Genomic DNA, 16,606 nt, shown 5'->3' with positions numbered 1-16,606 from the left:
CGTCGCGGTTCAAGCCCTACTGCACACTTCAAGGAAAGAACATGCGCCAACAGGATGGCGGTCTCGCCCCGTTTCTTCGTATCTATGGGTTTCTTCTGGCTGGCCTGGCCTTGAGTGGCTGCTCGCCGAGCGAACACTCGTCATCGGCCAGTCTAGCCGGTGAACAAGGGCGCGGTGGCGCCATGCTCGCCTATGAGCACGAACTGCAACTATTGCTGCCCCAGGCGCAAATCGGGCCGCGCTTGCAGACCACACGTGAGGCCTGCGAAACCGCACGCTTCGGGGCCTGTAACGTTCTGCGCATCGAGCAAGGCGCCGGCCGCGCCGAGATCACTTTGCGCATTGCCCCCGCTGGCGTCGAACCGCTGGTCACGATGGCGGCCAAGGGTGGGGAACTGGGTCAACGAATCACCAGTGCCAAAGACCTGGCCGATGCCGTGGACGACACTCGTCGGCGCCAAGAGCGGCTCAAGGCTCAGCAGCAGCGGCTGGATGAGTTGGCGACCCGCAAAGACATCAGCGTCACGGATCTGATCACCTTGAGCAAAGAGCAGGCCGGGATCGAAAACGACCTGCAAGCCCTGGCCCAGATCGCCGCCGGACACCAGCGCCGTCTGGACACCAATCGGGTCACGCTGTCGTTCCTGCCGACCGGCGCCAGCAGTCGCTCGTCGCACCTGAGTCAAGCGTTCAGCAATTTGCTGGACAACCTGGCCGATGGCGCCGCCGATGCGCTGGAAAAAGTCAGCTATGCCCTGCCCTTTCTGATTCTGGCCTTCCCACTGTTCATGCTGTGGGTCTGGTTGTGGCGCAAGTTTGTTCGCCGGCGCACCTGAGTCGTTGATCTGAAATATCACCCTCGCGTGGAGTGCGTCGTCCTTCCTATCATTGCCGTCGATGTTCACCATCACGGCAATGAAGTTCTCATAAAAAATCCGCGGCGTAACATCCGCTCCATACCCAACAACTACACCCCGGAGCACACCACCATGAAACGCCAACTCATCCTCAGCATCGCTTTCTCGGTTTTTGCAGTTAACGCTTTCGCCGCTACTTCTACTCACCCGGTTGTCGCTGAAGGCGGCTCGGATCATCTGATTGAAAGTCGTGTGGCTGAAGGTGGTTCGGACCGTCTGATCGAAAACCGCGTCGCTGAAGGTGGTTCCGATCGTCTGATCGAGAAACGCGTTGCCGAAGGTGGCTCGGATCGTCTGATCGAAAACCGCGTCGCTGAAGGTGGTTCCGATCGTCTGATCGAGAAACGTGTTGCCGAAGGTGGATCCGACCGTCTGATCGAAAACCGCGTTGCCGAAGGTGGTTCGGATCGTCTGATCGAAAGCCGCGCTGCATAAATGAATAGCTTTACCGCGGTACTCAATGAAAAACCCGGCCTTATCAGCCGGGTTTTTTTACGCCTGTTTTTTGCGCTCGGTCACTTGCCGGCCCGCGCCATGCAACGCTGATAACGCTCATCGACCCGTTTGGCAAACCACGCCGTCGTGAGTTTGCGGGTGATTTTCGGGCTTTGCAGCGTAATCCCCGGCAACACCGCACGCGGTAATGGCCGACCTTCCGCCTTTTCGGCCAGGGCGAAAACCCGTGCATAGAGCTGGGTGTCCTCGAACTCGAAGTTTTTACCCTCCTCCAATTGGTCCCTAATGGTCGGATTGCGCATGCCCAGTTGCTTGCCGAGGGTGCGCACCGCCAACTCCGTGGTGCCCGGCATGATCGAATCGTAGCGGACCAGGTCACCATCCAGCGCCAGCGGTATGCCCGACGCACGACTCACCGCGTTCTGAAACGCGGCATTGCGGCTGGCGTACCAACCGGCGTTGAAATCGGCAAAGCGATACAGCGGTTGTTTGTAGCTCACCGGATAACCGAGCAAGTGGGCGATACCGAAGTACAGGCCGCCGCGACGACTGAACACTTCATGACGGATCGAGCCGTCCACCGGGTACGGATACGCCTTCGCCTGTTGCTCGGCGAAATCGATGCTGACCTGCATCGGCCCACCGGTGTGCACCGGGTTGAAGCCACCAAACAGCGTCCGGCCCATGGGCACCATGCCGATGAAATCATCGAAGATCGCGCTGAGCTCTTTTTCGCTGCGCGCCGCATTGAGGCGGTCGCTGTAGCTTTTGCCGTTGGATGAACTCACCTGCAGCGCACCGCTCACCAGCAGGCCGGGAATGTGGGCTTTGTCGGCACGGCGGTCGATCTCCTCGCGGGCGATTTTGCCCAGGCCCGGTACGGGTGGGTCCACCTGAAAGGTCGATTCCTGCTCGGTGACCGCCAGTACCGAGCACAGGTTTTGGGTGGACGGATAAATGTTCTGGGCAGCAAATGCTGCGTAAATATCGGTAGCCCAGCCCTGGCGATCGGTGGTTTTGGCCGGCAGCAGGCGCACGATCTCAGCCTTGACCTCGGCAGGCTTGCGCACAGGGAGCTCTTGCGTGCGCTGAGTGCCGCAACCCGCCAGCACTAGCAGCGCGGCGACGCTCATCATCAATCGATTGGCTTGCATGTTGCTCTCTGTGGCGAGGGGGCTTGTCGGAACGCCGCATCGCCCCGTTCGGCTGCGTAGCAGTCGCAAAAAAATAAGTACACGCAGTGTGTCAGAAATAATCCTTTTCAGGTTTCAGCGCCGCTTCGCAGCGCAACGGGGGCAAGCCCCCTCGCCACAAAAGCCTTCTCGACCCCTTTACCTTCACCGTAATGACAAACCGATTGCGCAGCGTTACTGAGAAAAACTATCATTCGCGCCTGGAGTCGCATTTGCGCAAGGAGTTCCCGCGCCGTTACTTTCTTTTTCTCATCGGCTGTGCGCCGTCAGGAATGAAACATGATCACTCCAGCCCGACTCGGCGCTCCCTTTCGCCCGACGCTTCTCGCCTTGCTTTGCTCCCTGTCCGTGACTGCCCATGCCGCAACGCCCGAAAACGGTAACAAAGCATTGGTGCTGGACGATGTGAACATCAACGCCCAAGCCCCCTCGCCATCCGCCCTGCCCCCGGCGTTTGCCGGCGGTCAGGTGGCGCGTGGCGGGCAACTGGGCGTGTTGGGCAATCAGGACATCATGGACGTGCCGTTCAGCATGGCCTCGTACACCGAGCAACTGATCCAGGACCAGCAAGCCGAAACCGTCGGCGACGTACTGCTCAACGATTCATCGGTGCGTCAGGCCATCGGTTTTGCCAACCAGGCCCAGCTGTTCGTGATTCGCGGCCTGCCGCTCAATGGCGATGACATTTCCTATAACGGCCTCTACGGCGTCCTGCCCCGGCAGATCATTTCCACCGATGCACTGGAGCGCGTGGAAGTCTTCAAAGGCCCGAACGCGTTCATCAACGGCGTGACCCCGACCGGTTCCGGCATCGGTGGCGGCGTCAACCTGCAACCCAAACGCGCAGGCGATGTGCCGCTGCGTCGTTTCACCACCGACATCAGCAATGACGGCCGGGTCGGTGAGCATCTGGACATCGGTCAGCGCTTTGGTGAAGACAACCGTTTCGGCGCGCGGATCAACCTGGCCCAGCGTGAAGGCGACACCGGTATCGACGACGAAAACCAGCGCTCCAAACTGTTCGCCATTGGCCTGGATTATCGCGGCGATGCACTGCGCATCTCCGGCGACTTCGCCTACCAGAAGCAACGCATCAATGCCGGCCGCAACTCGGTGTTCCTCGGCACCGCAACGCACGTGCGGGATGCGCCGTCGGCCGACACCAACTACGCGCCGAAATGGGGTTTCACCGAGATCGAAGACACCTTCGGCATGCTCCGCGCCGAGTACGACCTGGACGACAGCTGGACCGCCTACGCGGCAGCCGGCGCCAAGCACACCCGTGAAGTCGGCCGCTACAACTCGACCACCCTCACCGACAACTTCGGCAACGCCACCACCAGCGGTTCGTTCATTCCCCATGACGAAGACAACACCAGCGCCATGGCGGGCCTGAACGGCCGATTCCAGACCGGGCCGGTCAGCCACAAACTCAACTTCGGCCTGGCCGGGATCTGGACCGAACAGCGCAACGCCTTCGATTTCGACCTGACCCGCTACCCGAACAACATCTACCATCCGGTTGAAACACCGGCGCCACAGGGCGGCTTTTCCGGTGGCGACCTGCACGATCCCGGCATCACCGGCAAAACCTTCGTGCGCAGCGGCGCGGTGTCCGACACCCTCGGTTTCTTCGATGATCGCCTGTTGGTGACCGTCGGCCTGCGCCGCCAGCAGTTGGTGGTCCAGGGCTTTGCCTACGGCACCGGAACCCGCACCTCCAAGTATGACGAGTCGATCACCACGCCGGTCTACGGCATCGTGTTCAAACCGTGGGAACACGTGTCGCTCTACGCCAACCGCATCGAAGGCCTGGCTGAAGGCCCGACTTCGCCGACGTCGGCGGGCGGACGCATCGTTACCAACGGCAACCAGGCGTTTGCGCCCGCCCGCTCCAAACAGATCGAAGCCGGTGTGAAAGTCGACATGGGCACCTATGGCGCCAGCCTCGGTGTTTACCGTATCGAGCAACCGAGCGACGGCTTCACCCAAGTCATCGACAGCACCACGGCGGTCTTTGTGCGTGAAGGTGAACAGGTCAACAAAGGCGTCGAACTCAACGTCTTCGGCGAGCCGATCGAAGGCCTGCGCCTGATCAGCGGCCTGACCGTCATGGACACCGAACTGAAGAAAACCGCGGGCGGTCTCAACGACGGCAACCGCGCCATCGGCGTGCCGACCTTCCAGTTCAACGCGGGTGTGGATTGGGATGTACCGGGCCTGCAAGGGGTAGCGCTGGACGCACGGATGCTGCGCACCGGTGGCCAATACGCCGATGCGGCGAACAACCTCAGCCTGCCGACCTGGAACCGCTTCGATGCCGGCGCCCGGTATGCGTTCAAGGTCCAGCAGAAAGACGTGACGGTGCGCCTGGGCGTCGACAACCTGACCAACGAAAAATACTGGGAATCGGCACTGGGCGGCTACCTGACCCAGGGCGAACCACGGGTGGCGAAGTTGTCGGGCACCATCGACTTCTGATCACCACCGTTTTACGAAAAGGCCCCGCAGCTTCACGGCTGCGGGGCCTTTTTCCGTTTGGCAGACAACCTGGCCGTCCGTCCCAGCTGAACCATACTTGAGCCACACACCGAGGAGACAGGCTCATGAACCGTAGCGACGTACTGATCATCGGCGCCGGCCCGACCGGGCTGGTGTTGGCGCTGTGGCTGAGCAAACTTGGCGTGCAAGTGCGCATCATCGATAAGACATCGGCACCCGGAACCACGTCGCGGGCGCTGGCCGTCCAGGCGCGGACGCTGGAGCTGTATCGCCAGCTCGACCTCAGCAATGCGGTGGTGCAGAACGGTCATCGAGTGGCCGCGGCGAACTTCTGGGTCAAGGGCGAACCCGTGGCGCGCTTGCCGCTGAGCCGCATCGGCGAAGGCCTGACACCCTATGCGTTCCTCGAAATCTTTCCTCAGGACGAACACGAACGGCTGCTGATAGACCGCCTCGAAGCCTTTGGCATCAAGGTCGAGCGCAACACGGCGCTGGAGAGTTTCATGGAAACCGGTGACGGCATCACCGCCTATCTGCGCTTGGCCGATGGTCAGGAGGAAACCTGCCAGGCCTGCTATCTGGCGGGTTGCGACGGTGCCCGGTCGATCGTGCGCAAGACCCTGGATACCGGATTTCCCGGTGGAACGTACCAACAGATTTTCTACGTCGCCGACGTGCAAGCCAGCGGGCCGACGTTCAACGGCGAACTGCACGTGGATCTCGATGAAGCGGATTTTCTCGCAGTGTTTCCCTTGGCCGGTGAAGGCCGCGCCCGTCTGATCGGCACCGTACGCGACGAGCGCGCCGACCAGGTCGACACCCTGCAATTTGAAGACGTCAGCAGCCGGGCCATCGAGCATATGAAAGTAAAGATCGAGCAACTGAACTGGTTCTCGACCTACCGCGTGCATCATCGGGTGGCGGACCACTTTCGAACCGGGCGTGCGTTTCTGTTGGGCGACGCCGCCCACGTCCACAGCCCCGCCGGTGGCCAGGGCATGAACACCGGCATTGGCGACGCCATCAACCTCGCCTGGAAACTCGCGGCGGTGTTGAGCGGCGGCGCTGAGGCCAAACTCCTCGACACTTACGAAACCGAGCGCATCGCGTTTGCCCGAAAACTAGTCGCCACCACCGATCGGGTGTTCAGTTTCGTCACGGCCGAAGGGCGCATGGCCGATTTGCTGCGCACGCGTCTGGCGCCGTTCGTGATTCCGAAAATGGCATCGTTTGAGGCGTCCCGCGAATTCCTGTTTCGCACGGTATCGCAGATCACCCTGAATTATCGCGGGATGCCATTGAGCACGGGCGTTGCCGGTCATGTCCACGGTGGCGACCGCCTGCCCTGGGCTCATGACGGTGAGGGGGACAATTTCGAATCGCTGAAGTGTCCGACCTGGCAGGTGCATGTGTATGGCGACACCAGCGACGAAATGATCGCCTGGTGCCACGAACATCATTTGCCGTTGCATGTGTTTGACTGGCGGCCGGCGTTTGAAGCGGCAGGCCTGGGGCGTAACGGGTTTTACCTGTTGCGGCCGGACACGTATGTGGCGATTGCCGACAATTCTGCCGATCCCAAGGTGATCGAGCGGTACTTCCGGGATCACGGGATTCGGCCGTTTTTCGGCTGAGGATCAAAAGATCGCAGCCTGCGGCAGCTCCTACAGGTGGACTCAATTTCCTGTAGGAGCTGCCGCAGGCTGCGATCTTTTGATCTTGATCAGATCCCGGCCAACGCCAGGTCCATCGCGAAGTAAGTGAAGATCAGATCAGCCCCGGCCCGCTTGATCGCGCCAAGGCTCTCACGCACCACGCGATCCTCATCGATCGCCCCGGCCTGGGCGGCGAATTTGATCATCGCGTACTCGCCGCTCACCTGATACGCCGACAGCGGCAAACGCGAGGCTTCACGGATGTCGCGGATGATGTCCAGGTAAGCGCCGGCCGGTTTGACCATCAGCGCGTCGGCGCCTTCCTGCTCGTCCATCAGTGATTCGCGCACGGCTTCGCGGCGGTTCATCGGGTTCATCTGATAGCTTTTGCGGTCGCCCTTGAGGGCGCTGCCGCCGGCTTCACGGAACGGACCGTAGAGCGCCGAGGCAAACTTGGTCGAATAGGCCATGATCGCGGTTTGGCTGAAACCTGCTTCATCGAGCGCCCGGCGAATGGCCTGCACCTGCCCGTCCATGGCGGCCGACGGGGCGATCACATCGGCACCGGCACGGGCCGCGGCCACCGCTTGCTTGCCGAGATTGAGCAGGGTCTGGTCGTTGTCGACCTCATGGTTGTGCAGCACGCCGCAATGGCCGTGGTCGGTGTACTCACAGAAGCAGGTGTCGGACATCACAATCATGTCCGGCACGGCGTCCTTGGCGATGCGCGACATGCGAGACACCAGACCATTGTCGCTCCAGGTGTCGCTGCCGTTGCCGTCCAAATGGTGCGACACGCCGAACGTCATCACCGACTTGATCCCGGCGCGGGCATAACGCTCGATCTCACCCGCCAGTTTCGACTCTGGAATACGCATCACGCCGGGCATGCTTTTGATCGGTACGAAGTCGTCGATCTCTTCCTCGACGAAAATCGGCAGCACCAGATCGTTCAAGCTGAACTCGGTTTCCTGGAACAGGCCGCGCAGGCTCGCATTGCGGCGCAAACGGCGTGGACGTGCTTCGGGGAACTGACTGGACATGAGGGGTTCCTGAAAAACGGAGGACGAGACGAAAGTCGTAGGGGGCGAAGCTTATGCCCTGCAAGGCGCAGGGCACAAACCTCGATCGCTCAAGACTGCATTACCGCAACAACAATCGCGCGCATTTAACACAGAACCTTGTGGGAGCGGGCTTGCTCGCGAAGGCGTCGTGTCAGTCGATACATGCATTGACTGATACACCGCTTTCGCGAGCAAGCCCGCTCCCACAGGTCACAGCGTCAAGGTTCCGCTGATGCAGGTCACCACCGCGCCGCCGATCCAGATCTCGTCGTTTACTTGCTCGACCTCAATGCGTCCGGCGCGGCCCATGGTGAGGCCCTGGCTGACCACATAGGACGCCGGCGCCAGTCCTTCGCTGAGCAACCATTGGGCAATTCCGGCGTTCAGGCTTCCGGTGGCGGGGTCTTCCGGCATGCCATCGCAGGAGATGAACGCCCGCACTTCGAACTGTGCGTCATCACCATCGCGCTCGGGATGCCATGGCGCGATGACACCGACGGCCAGGCCAAGCATTTGCGAATGATCCGGTTGCAGGTCCAGCACCTGCTGGCGATTCTCGACCATCACGGCCAACCATCCGGCACCGTTGTCGACCCACTGAGTGCGCACAATCGCCCCCGATTCCAGCCTGAGCCCCCGCCGCACCCGTTCCACCACATCCGCCTCCACCGGCCCGGTTTTGAGCAATGGTGGTGCGAGAAAGGCCAGCTCTGTCCCTTGTCGACGAACCCGCACCAGCCCCACGCCGCACTCCTGAATGATCTCTTCGCCCTTGGGCACCCCACCGGCCTCCAGCCACGCATGGCAGGTGCCCAGTGTCGGATGACCGGCGAACGGCAATTCGTTCAGGGTGGTGAAGATCCGCACGCGATAATCGGCGCGAGGATCGCGCGGTTCGAGTATGAATGTGGTTTCGCTGAGGTTGGTCCAGCTGGCGAACGCCGCCATGCGCTCATCGCTGAGCTCATCGGCGCCGAACACCACTGCCAACGGATTGCCCTTGAGCGCAACACGGCTGAAGACATCTACTTGCTTGAAATCGAATGAGTGCATGGCCTGCCTTGGTCTTGATCAAATCGAAGCGTTTTGCTTGGGAATTTCCAGCCCGCGCATCACCGCTGGCCGCGCCAGAAAGCGCTCCAGCACCCGCGTGACGTTCGGGAAGTCCTTGATGCCCACCAGCTCGCCGGCCTCATAGAAGCCGATCAGGTTGCGCACCCAGGGGAACGTCGCGATATCCGCGATGGTGTAGCGCTCGCCCATGATCCAGTCGCGCCCTTCCAGACGTCCATCAAGAACTTTTAACAAACGTTTACTTTCATCGATGTAGCGGTCGCGGGGACGTTTGTCCTCGTAGTCCTTGCCGGCAAATCTGTTGAAAAAACCGAGTTGGCCGAACATCGGCCCGATGCCGCCCATCTGAAACATCAGCCACTGAATGGTCTCGTATCGCGCCGCCGATTCCTGGGCCAGCAATTGCCCGCTCTTGTCGGCCAGGTAAATCAGAATCGCCCCGGACTCGAACAGCGCCAGGGGTTGGTCCCCCGGACCGTGGGGGTCGAGGATCGCAGGGATCTTGTTGTTGGGGTTCAGCGAAAGAAATTCGGGGGACATCTGATCATGGGTGTCGAAGCCCACACGATGCGGTTCGTAGGGCAGTCCGATCTCTTCGAGCATGATCGACACCTTGACGCCGTTGGGTGTCGGCAAGGAGTAAAGCTGGATCCACTCGGGGTATTGAGCCGGCCATTTTTGGGTAATCGGGAACGCGGACAGATCGGTCATGGGGAGGATCCACGAGGAAATTGAGAGTGACGATCTTAATGTAGGAGCTGCCGAAGGCTGCGATCTTTTGCCTTTATCAATATTACTGATGAGCAAGATCAAAAGATCGCAGCCTTCGGCAGCTCCTCCACGTGTAACGTGTCCATAAATCCGCAACATCCTGTCGATAACCTGTGCTCCAACCCGTTAAAGGTTACCGGTACATTGCTGCGCTCTTCGCCGGAATCGAACCAAACGGGCATCAGAGGACTCTGAGCACTGCCTCCTTTGAAAACGGACCGGCGTAACGACATGGAAAACACCCGACGCAGGAAATTCGCGGTGTAAAGGTTTGTCAGCCTTAACGAAATGAGCTGAAGAACCCTTAATTCAATGATGAACCCTCTGAAACTCGCCAACCGCTTCAAACATCGCGCTTATTTACTGCTGCCCGTCTTGCTGGCAGCCAGCGCGTTGTTTCTGGCGCTGGAATCCCGCGAAAGCCGCGCCCAACAGGCGGACGGCACCCAGACGCTGGTGTTCCTGCGCCACGCGGAAAAACCCGAAGGCGGCCTCGGCCAGCTCAACTGCCAGGGCCTGAACCGCGCCATCGACCTGGCCACCTTGCTGCCGGAAAAATTCGGCAAGGCCAACTACGTGTTTGCCGCCAACCCGACACGCAATGTCGAAGAAGGCGAACTGGACAATTCCTACAGTTACATCCGTCCCCTGATGACCATCAGCCCCAGCGCGATCAAGCTTGGTTTGCCGGTGAACATCAATTTCTCGGCCAACGACACCAGCGACCTTGCCGATGAATTGCTCCACGACAAGTATCACAACTCGGTCATCTACACCGCCTGGTCCCACGGCTACCTGCCGGAGCTGATCAACAAGGTTGCTGGAGATGCCGTCGGCAAGAAACAGAACATCACCGATGACTGGGAATCCAGCGACTACGACTCGCTGTACGTGCTCACCCTGACCTGGCACAACGGCAAGGCCAGTGTGCAGAGCCACGCTTACAAGCAAGGTCTGGATAATGGGCGGGAGACCTGTCCGACGTAAGGGGCGGCAGTGCTTTAAGTTTTGTAGCGTCTGCAAAGCCCCCTTCGCGAGCAAGCCCGCTCCCACATTAGATTTTCAGTGAACACAATATTTGTGTACGACAAAGATCAAATGTGGGAGCGGGCTTGCTCGCGAAGGGGCCGGCAAATACGACATCATCCTCGCTGGGAAACGCGCTCTCGCAGATACTCAAGAACCGCAGCCCGCTCCCCGACGAATTCAATACGAGCCCCTTTCTTCTCCCGCTGAAACGCATACATCGGGTCGTAATACTCGCGAAGCAACCCTTCGATCCAGCCCCGGTGCAAGTCCACTGCCCCGCTGCTCGCCTGCTCCGCCAGCGCGTCTTCCATCAAAATCAACATCCGCCGATGGCGCTCACCGCCCAGACGTTTCTGCACATTGTTCAGGCTCTCCAGCAAGCGCTCGGAAAACAGCGCGAAGCCTTCATCGCCATGCACACCGATGAACTCGGCACACAAGTCCACCACGTAATCGCGCAGGATTCGTTCGACCCGCCCTTCCAGGCTGTCTTCCAGCCAGACCATCGGAAACTGTTGCATGCCCTGAAACAGCGGCAACGGCAGCGCACAACTGCCGATCGCGCGGCTCTCGTCTTCCAGTACAAACTGCTCGATGCCGTGGGCGCGCTTCTTCAGCACGTCCACCGCCAAACGGTTTTCAAAATCGATGTTGGAGGGTTGGCCGGTGGCGCGTTTACCGAAACTGGAGCCGCGATGATGGGCGTGACCTTCAAGGTCCAGGCCGTTGCGCAACTGCGTGAGCACTTCGGTTTTGCCGGTGCCGGTCATGCCGCCCAGCAAGACGAAATCACACTGGGCAACCGCCTGATCGAGCGTGTCGAGCAAGAAGGTTCGCATGGCCTTGTAGCCGCCACCCACTCGCGGATAGTCGATGCCCGCCTCGTCCTTGAGCCATTGCTGGACGATCTGCGAACGCAAACCGCCACGAAAACAATACAAATACCCATCAGGGTGAGCCCGGGCAAAATCGGCCCAGGCCTGGATGCGCCCGGCTTTTATCTCACCGGACACTAACTGGTGCCCCAGCGTAATGGCCGCTTGCTGCCCGTGCTGCTTGTAACAAGTGCCGACCCGTTGCCGCTCATGGTCATTCATCAGCGGCAGGTTGATCACGCCGGGGAATGAGCCTTTGAGAAATTCGACCGGCGCACGGGCATCCATCATCGGTCGGTCGTTGAGGAAAATGTCGCGGTAATCGGTGAATTCGATTGACATCAAAACACCTCAACCGCGTTCGTCTGTCGCTCGATCAGTTCACCGATCGGCTCAAGGGTCAGGCCCAGCTCGGCGGCCACCTTGAGGAAGTGTTCGTTGCCTTCGGGGGTGACCGCCACCAGCAGACCACCACTGGTCTGCGGATCGCAGAGCACGCGTTTGTGCATTTCCTGAAGACGCCCAAGCTTGCTGGCGTAGCTGTCGAAGTTGCGCAGCGTCCCGCCCGGCACGCAGCCTTGGTCGAGGTAATACTCGACACCCGGCAGACGCGGTACGCGGTCGTACTCGATGCGAGCGGTCACGTTGCTGCCGTCGGCCATTTCCACCAAATGCCCGAGCAGGCCGAAACCGGTGACGTCGGTCATCGCGGTGACGCCGTCGAGTTTGCCGAAGCGGCTGCCGGGTTTGTTCAGGGTGCACATCCAGTCGCGGGCCAAGCCGATGTCGGCCTGGCGCAATTTGCCCTTCTTCTCGGCGGTGGTGAGGATGCCGATGCCCAGCGGTTTGGTGAGGTAGAGCAGGCAACCGGCGGTGGCGGTGTCGTTGCGCTTCATGTGGCGCTTTTCCACCAGACCGGTCACGGCGAGGCCGAAGATCGGCTCCGGCGCGTCGATGGAATGCCCACCGGCCAACGGAATCCCTGCCTCATCGCAGACCGAACGCCCGCCGCGAATCACTTCCCGGGCAATCTCCGGTGCCAGTACGTTGACCGGCCAGCCAAGGATCGCAATCGCCATCAACGGATCGCCGCCCATGGCGTAGATGTCGCTGATGGCATTGGTGGCGGCGATGCGGCCGAAATCGAACGGGTCGTCGACGATCGGCATAAAGAAGTCGGTGGTCGACACCACGCCGCGTTCTTCATCGATGGCGTACACCGCCGCGTCATCGCGCGAGGCGTTGCCGACCCAGAGTTTCGGGTCAAGGTTCTGCGCCCCGCTGCCGGCCAGAATCACCTCCAGCACCTGGGGAGAAATCTTGCAGCCACACCCTGCACCGTGGCTGTACTGGGTCAGACGAATCGGTTCGCTCATGGGGACACACCTTGTGAAGTCATTGCCCGAGAGTCTACATCAACGTCATCGTCGCCGAGGCCCCGCGAATCCTTGACCGAAAGGACAATTAAACTATCAATTCCCTAGCCTTTTCCGTTCCTTGAGCAAAACTGGTATGCCTTGTGCAAACGTTTGCGAGTCGCTGATACAAGCGTTTTCGCTACATAACCGCGCAAGCCCGCAGAACAGGGCCTTCGATCCGCACGAAAAGGGACTTTTAATGCACCGCACGTCCAGCCGCGTGACTTGCTCGCGCACCTTTGCTGTTTCCTTGCTGCTGGCCAGCGTTACAGGACTACTCAGCAGCACCGTTTTGGCGCAACCCGCCCCCGCCGAAGAATCCGCCCAAGGCGAAAGCCTCAGCCCCGAAGCGAGCCCACCGAAAAAAGGCGTGTACCTCTCGGACTGGTTCAATCAGGACCTGACCGTCATCGGCAGCAAAGACATCAGTTTCGGCCCGCAACCGGCCGACGATATCTACCTGGAATACGAGTACTTCGGGCGCAAGGGGCCGTTCGAGTTGTACGGCTACATCGACATTCCGAAGATCTTCGACATCGGCAACAGCCATGACAAAGGCGTGTGGGACCACGGCTCGCCGGTGTTCATGGAGCACGAACCGCGGATTTCCATCGATTACCTCGCCGGCCGCAGCCTGGCCATCGGGCCGTTCAAGGAATGGTACGTCGCCTTCGACTGGATCTACGACCACGGCAGCAACAGCGCCAACCGTGCCAATACGCTATACAGCGGTTTGGGCACCGACATCGACACCCATTCGCGGGTCAACCTGTCGGCCAACTTCTATGGTCGCTACCAGTGGGAAAACTACGGTGCCAGCAACGAGTATTCATGGGACGGCTATCGCGCCCAACTCAAATACATCGTGCCGATCAGTAGCTTCAGCAACGGCGCGTCACTGACCTACATCGGGTTCACCAACTTCGACTTCGGCTCGGACCTGCACAAGGACAACCCGGCTCGCACCGCCAACGCCACCGTCGCCACCAACGTGTTGCTGTACTCGTTCACCCACTTGCGTTTCACCCTGGTCGGCCGCTATTTCCACAACGGCGGCAACTGGGACGATGGCAGCGAATTGAATTTCGGCGACGGTAACTTTCGCGCCCGTTCCGACGGCTGGGGTTACTACGCCGGCATTGGTTATCAGTTTTAAGACTTGTTTGAATCAGGAGGTTTTATGCATGCAATGACGCGTCTTTCCCTGGCCTGTGCCGCCCTGCTCTCCTCAACGGCTTGGGCGATTGAAGCGCCGATCCAGCCGAAAGTGATGCTGATCACGATGTTCGCCCCCGAGGCGCAAAACTGGATTGATCGGTTGGAACTCAAGCAGGAAGTGCGGGTGCCGGGGCTGTCCGCCGAGTACCCGACCGTTCGCTGCAACAGTCAGCAGGTGTGCCTGATGGTCACCGGCATGGGCCAGACCAACGCCGCGGCGTCGACCCTGGCCCTGGCGTTGTCGTCGAAATTCGACCTGCGCAAAAGTTACTTTCTGATCGCCGGGATTGCCGGTATCAGCCCGAAACACGGGACCATCGGCACCACCGCGTGGGCGCATTATCTGGTGGAATTCGGCACCCAATGGGAGCTGGACTCCCGGGACGCGCCGACAGACTGGCCGACCGGTTATATCGGCATCAACACCAAAGGCCCGAACGAGAAACCGCCACTGGATTACAAGACCGAAGTCTTCGAACTCAACCCGAAGTTGCAGGCCAAAGCGTTTGCCCTCAGCCACAAAGTCCAATTGAGCGAGAGCAAGGAATCGGCCGCGTGGCGCATGAAGTATCCGTCAGCCCCGGCCAATCAGCCGCCGGTAGTAACGCAGTGCGACACGCTCGCGGGCAATACCTGGTTTTCCGGGACGCGGTTGAGTGAGCGCGCCGAGGTCTGGACCAGGCTGCTGACCGATAACAAAGGTGAGTACTGCACGACGCAGCAGGAAGACAACTCCACTTATGAAGCGCTGCTGCGGGCGAGTCGAGAAGGTTTGGTGGATGTGCAGCGTTTGGCGGTGGTGCGTGCGGGTTCTGATTTTGATCGGCCGGCGCCGGGCCAGAGTGAGGTGGATAACCTGCTCAAGTATGCGGATCAAGGTGGGTTTGTACCGGCGCTGGAGAACCTGTACCGGACGGGGAATCCGTTGGTGCAGGAGATTTTGAAGAACTGGTCGGCGTGGGAGAACGGTGTTCCCGAGGCATAAAGCAAAATCAAAAGATCGCAGCCTTCGGCAGCTCCTACATTGCATCGGCGTACACCTGTAGGAGCTGCCGAAGGTTGCGATCTTTTAATCGTCAATCACGGCAACAAAATCACCTTGTCACCACTGCCTTGACTCACCTCGGCATACCGCTCCAGACCTTCGGCCAACGGCGATTCAAACAAGCCCTCGGGCAACGGCAACAAGCCCTGATTGAAGAACGTGCCGAACTGATCAAGCATCGCCGCACACGCCTGGACGCCGTACAACAACGAATTGATCCCCACCACCGAGCCGCCCTTGCGATACAGCGCCAGGGCCGGCAATTGCACCAGGCCGTCCACCGGCGCGGCGATGATCGCGATGCGACCGAATGCGGCCAGCGCCGGGACCGAGGCCGGGAGCCAAAAACCGGTGGTGTCGAAAATCACATCAGCGCCGCCGGCATACACGGCATTCACCTGAGCGCCGAGATCCTCGGGTTTATCCAGTTGCAGCGTCTGATACCCCTGAGACTGCAAATCCTTGACCTGCTCGGGCCGCCGCGCCGCTGCCAGTACTTGAGCGCCACGCACCTTGGCCAGCGCCAGCGCCGCAGTGCCAACCGCCCCGCCACCGATCACCAGCAACCGGGTTTCGGCCGTCACCAGACTGCGCTCCAACGCATCCCACGCCGTGGTGTATGGCACGCCGAGGCTGGCAGCCTGGGCAAAACTCAGATGGGTCGGCTTTTGCGCCACGCCATTGGCCGGCAGTTTGACGAATTGTGCGTGCGAGCCGTCGGCGAAAAAACCCAGTTCACGACCGGTGCCCCAGACTTCCTGACCGATCAGCGCCTGCGGGCCTTCAACGACCACTCCGGCGAAATCACGACCGGGAATCCGCGGCAGTGTGGTGTAGGGAAAGCGCCCCAGCACGTTCTTCACATCGCTGGGGTTGAGGCCGGCCGCCTTGATCTGGACCAGCACTTCATCGGCGCCGGGGACTGGGGTGGGAACCTCAACGTAGCGCAGGGCCGAGAGGTCACCGGACTTGTCGAATTGCAGTGCTTTCATGAGCGTTGCCCTCGAATGAATAAACGGTTCAGGAGATCCAGCCAGTTACCAGTTGCCGGCCCATTGGCCACACCTTCTCACCGGCCAACATGCCGAGCAGCCCTACCAGCGCGATGGCCGGTGGTGCGGGGGAACGAAAATCCAGTGCGCCGTAGAGCAGACCGACGCCCAGACCGATGGCCAATGAAATGAGGTAGCTCATGGCAGACTCCGTGGCTAATTAAGGTAGGCCAGAGTCTAAAGATCGGTAGCGACGAGCACCGGCCAAGTGCTTCTGAATATCGGCCAAAGCGCTAATGCCGGATCCAAGGCAAACGTGTAGGAGCTGCCGCAGGCTGCGATCTTTTGATGTTGCCCTTTAAAAACAAGATCAAAAGATCGCAGCCTGCGGCAGCTC

General features: G+C 60.2%; 15 protein-coding genes. 7 read left to right on the top strand and 8 right to left on the bottom strand.

What is annotated here, in order from left to right; translation table 11 throughout:
- The first annotated feature begins 41 nt into the window (after nucleotides 1-41).
- Both ACA059_RS09245 and ACA059_RS09240 read left to right on the top strand, forming a co-directional pair.
- Nucleotides 42-836 carry a DUF4349 domain-containing protein gene (locus tag ACA059_RS09245; protein ID WP_497633525.1) on the top strand — a complete coding sequence of 265 codons (795 nt, stop codon included), beginning with the start codon at nucleotides 42-44 and terminating at the stop codon, nucleotides 834-836.
- Between the two features lie 153 nt (nucleotides 837-989).
- A complete protein-coding gene (locus ACA059_RS09240) occupies nucleotides 990-1,352 on the top strand; it encodes a hypothetical protein (RefSeq protein WP_497633524.1) in 363 nt (120 codons plus the stop codon).
- 80 nt (nucleotides 1,353-1,432) lie between these two features.
- Here ACA059_RS09240 and ACA059_RS09235 read toward each other — a convergent pair whose 3' ends face one another.
- Nucleotides 1,433-2,527 (bottom strand): DUF1615 domain-containing protein, encoded by a 1,095-nt coding sequence (locus tag ACA059_RS09235; RefSeq protein ID WP_497633523.1) that lies wholly within the window; start codon nucleotides 2,525-2,527, stop codon nucleotides 1,433-1,435.
- 318 nt (nucleotides 2,528-2,845) lie between these two features.
- On the opposite strand from ACA059_RS09235, the gene ACA059_RS09230 reads away from it, so the two are divergent.
- Together ACA059_RS09230 and ACA059_RS09225 are read left to right on the top strand one after the other, a co-directional pair.
- A complete protein-coding gene (locus tag ACA059_RS09230) occupies nucleotides 2,846-5,047 on the top strand; it encodes a TonB-dependent receptor (RefSeq protein WP_497633522.1) in 2,202 nt (733 codons plus the stop codon).
- 125 nt (nucleotides 5,048-5,172) lie between these two features.
- Nucleotides 5,173-6,702, top strand: coding sequence for an FAD-dependent oxidoreductase (locus ACA059_RS09225; RefSeq protein ID WP_497633521.1), 1,530 nt, complete (start codon nucleotides 5,173-5,175; stop codon nucleotides 6,700-6,702).
- A gap of 89 nt (nucleotides 6,703-6,791) precedes the next feature.
- On the opposite strand, the gene hemB is transcribed toward ACA059_RS09225, so the two are convergent.
- From hemB to ACA059_RS09210, 3 genes are all read right to left on the bottom strand, one after another.
- Nucleotides 6,792-7,766: a porphobilinogen synthase gene (hemB, locus tag ACA059_RS09220; protein WP_497633520.1), complete on the bottom strand. Its 975-nt coding sequence runs from the start codon at nucleotides 7,764-7,766 to the stop codon at nucleotides 6,792-6,794.
- 231 nt (nucleotides 7,767-7,997) lie between these two features.
- The gene (locus ACA059_RS09215; RefSeq protein WP_497633519.1) at nucleotides 7,998-8,840 is read right to left on the bottom strand and encodes a PhzF family phenazine biosynthesis protein; all 843 of its coding nucleotides are present in this window, start codon (nucleotides 8,838-8,840) and stop codon (nucleotides 7,998-8,000) included.
- A gap of 18 nt (nucleotides 8,841-8,858) precedes the next feature.
- Complete coding sequence (locus ACA059_RS09210) at nucleotides 8,859-9,572, bottom strand: glutathione S-transferase family protein (protein ID WP_497633518.1); 714 nt, start codon at nucleotides 9,570-9,572, stop codon at nucleotides 8,859-8,861.
- 372 nt (nucleotides 9,573-9,944) lie between these two features.
- Between ACA059_RS09210 and ACA059_RS09205 the strand changes: the two genes are divergently transcribed.
- Nucleotides 9,945-10,619, top strand: a complete 675-nt coding sequence (locus ACA059_RS09205) for a histidine phosphatase family protein (protein WP_497633517.1) — start codon at nucleotides 9,945-9,947, stop codon at nucleotides 10,617-10,619.
- A gap of 155 nt (nucleotides 10,620-10,774) precedes the next feature.
- On the opposite strand, the gene mnmH is transcribed toward ACA059_RS09205, so the two are convergent.
- Together mnmH and selD are read right to left on the bottom strand one after the other, a co-directional pair.
- Entirely contained in the window at nucleotides 10,775-11,878 is a 1,104-nt protein-coding gene (gene mnmH / locus ACA059_RS09200) for a tRNA 2-selenouridine(34) synthase MnmH (protein ID WP_497633516.1), read from the bottom strand.
- A complete protein-coding gene (gene selD / locus ACA059_RS09195; RefSeq protein ID WP_497633515.1) occupies nucleotides 11,878-12,912 on the bottom strand; it encodes a selenide, water dikinase SelD in 1,035 nt (344 codons plus the stop codon). Before selD ends, mnmH begins: the two co-directional genes overlap by 1 nt.
- A 241-nt stretch (nucleotides 12,913-13,153) precedes the next feature.
- Here selD and ACA059_RS09190 point away from each other — a divergent pair, with 241 nt between their 5' ends.
- Nucleotides 13,154-14,110 carry a nucleoside-specific channel-forming protein Tsx gene (locus ACA059_RS09190; RefSeq protein WP_497633514.1) on the top strand — a complete coding sequence of 319 codons (957 nt, stop codon included), beginning with the start codon at nucleotides 13,154-13,156 and terminating at the stop codon, nucleotides 14,108-14,110.
- A 24-nt stretch (nucleotides 14,111-14,134) separates the two neighbouring features.
- The gene (locus ACA059_RS09185; protein WP_497633513.1) at nucleotides 14,135-15,157 is read left to right on the top strand and encodes a purine-nucleoside phosphorylase; all 1,023 of its coding nucleotides are present in this window, start codon (nucleotides 14,135-14,137) and stop codon (nucleotides 15,155-15,157) included.
- 95 nt (nucleotides 15,158-15,252) lie between these two features.
- Here ACA059_RS09185 and ACA059_RS09180 read toward each other — a convergent pair whose 3' ends face one another.
- Both ACA059_RS09180 and ACA059_RS09175 read right to left on the bottom strand, forming a co-directional pair.
- The gene (locus ACA059_RS09180; RefSeq protein WP_497633511.1) at nucleotides 15,253-16,209 is read right to left on the bottom strand and encodes a quinone oxidoreductase family protein; all 957 of its coding nucleotides are present in this window, start codon (nucleotides 16,207-16,209) and stop codon (nucleotides 15,253-15,255) included.
- Between the two features lie 28 nt (nucleotides 16,210-16,237).
- Entirely contained in the window at nucleotides 16,238-16,411 is a 174-nt protein-coding gene (locus ACA059_RS09175) for a DUF1427 family protein (protein ID WP_497633510.1), read from the bottom strand.
- Nucleotides 16,412-16,606: the final 195 nt, after the last annotated feature.

Source organism: Pseudomonas sp. LBUM1647 (assembly GCF_059716175.1).
The sequence above is the reverse complement of the archived record's forward strand: the minus strand, read 5'-3'. Positions and strand labels throughout refer to the sequence as shown.

Coding starts and splice junctions, on each gene's coding strand:
- ACA059_RS09245 (WP_497633525.1), top strand. CDS start 42: ATGCGCCAACAGGATGGCGGTCTCGCCCCGTTTCTTCGTATCTATGGG.
- ACA059_RS09240 (WP_497633524.1), top strand. CDS start 990: ATGAAACGCCAACTCATCCTCAGCATCGCTTTCTCGGTTTTTGCAGTT.
- ACA059_RS09235 (WP_497633523.1), bottom strand. CDS start 2,527: ATGCAAGCCAATCGATTGATGATGAGCGTCGCCGCGCTGCTAGTGCTG.
- ACA059_RS09230 (WP_497633522.1), top strand. CDS start 2,846: ATGATCACTCCAGCCCGACTCGGCGCTCCCTTTCGCCCGACGCTTCTC.
- ACA059_RS09225 (WP_497633521.1), top strand. CDS start 5,173: ATGAACCGTAGCGACGTACTGATCATCGGCGCCGGCCCGACCGGGCTG.
- hemB (WP_497633520.1), bottom strand. CDS start 7,766: ATGTCCAGTCAGTTCCCCGAAGCACGTCCACGCCGTTTGCGCCGCAAT.
- ACA059_RS09215 (WP_497633519.1), bottom strand. CDS start 8,840: ATGCACTCATTCGATTTCAAGCAAGTAGATGTCTTCAGCCGTGTTGCG.
- ACA059_RS09210 (WP_497633518.1), bottom strand. CDS start 9,572: ATGACCGATCTGTCCGCGTTCCCGATTACCCAAAAATGGCCGGCTCAA.
- ACA059_RS09205 (WP_497633517.1), top strand. CDS start 9,945: ATGATGAACCCTCTGAAACTCGCCAACCGCTTCAAACATCGCGCTTAT.
- mnmH (WP_497633516.1), bottom strand. CDS start 11,878: ATGTCAATCGAATTCACCGATTACCGCGACATTTTCCTCAACGACCGA.
- selD (WP_497633515.1), bottom strand. CDS start 12,912: ATGAGCGAACCGATTCGTCTGACCCAGTACAGCCACGGTGCAGGGTGT.
- ACA059_RS09190 (WP_497633514.1), top strand. CDS start 13,154: ATGCACCGCACGTCCAGCCGCGTGACTTGCTCGCGCACCTTTGCTGTT.
- ACA059_RS09185 (WP_497633513.1), top strand. CDS start 14,135: ATGCATGCAATGACGCGTCTTTCCCTGGCCTGTGCCGCCCTGCTCTCC.
- ACA059_RS09180 (WP_497633511.1), bottom strand. CDS start 16,209: ATGAAAGCACTGCAATTCGACAAGTCCGGTGACCTCTCGGCCCTGCGC.
- ACA059_RS09175 (WP_497633510.1), bottom strand. CDS start 16,411: ATGAGCTACCTCATTTCATTGGCCATCGGTCTGGGCGTCGGTCTGCTC.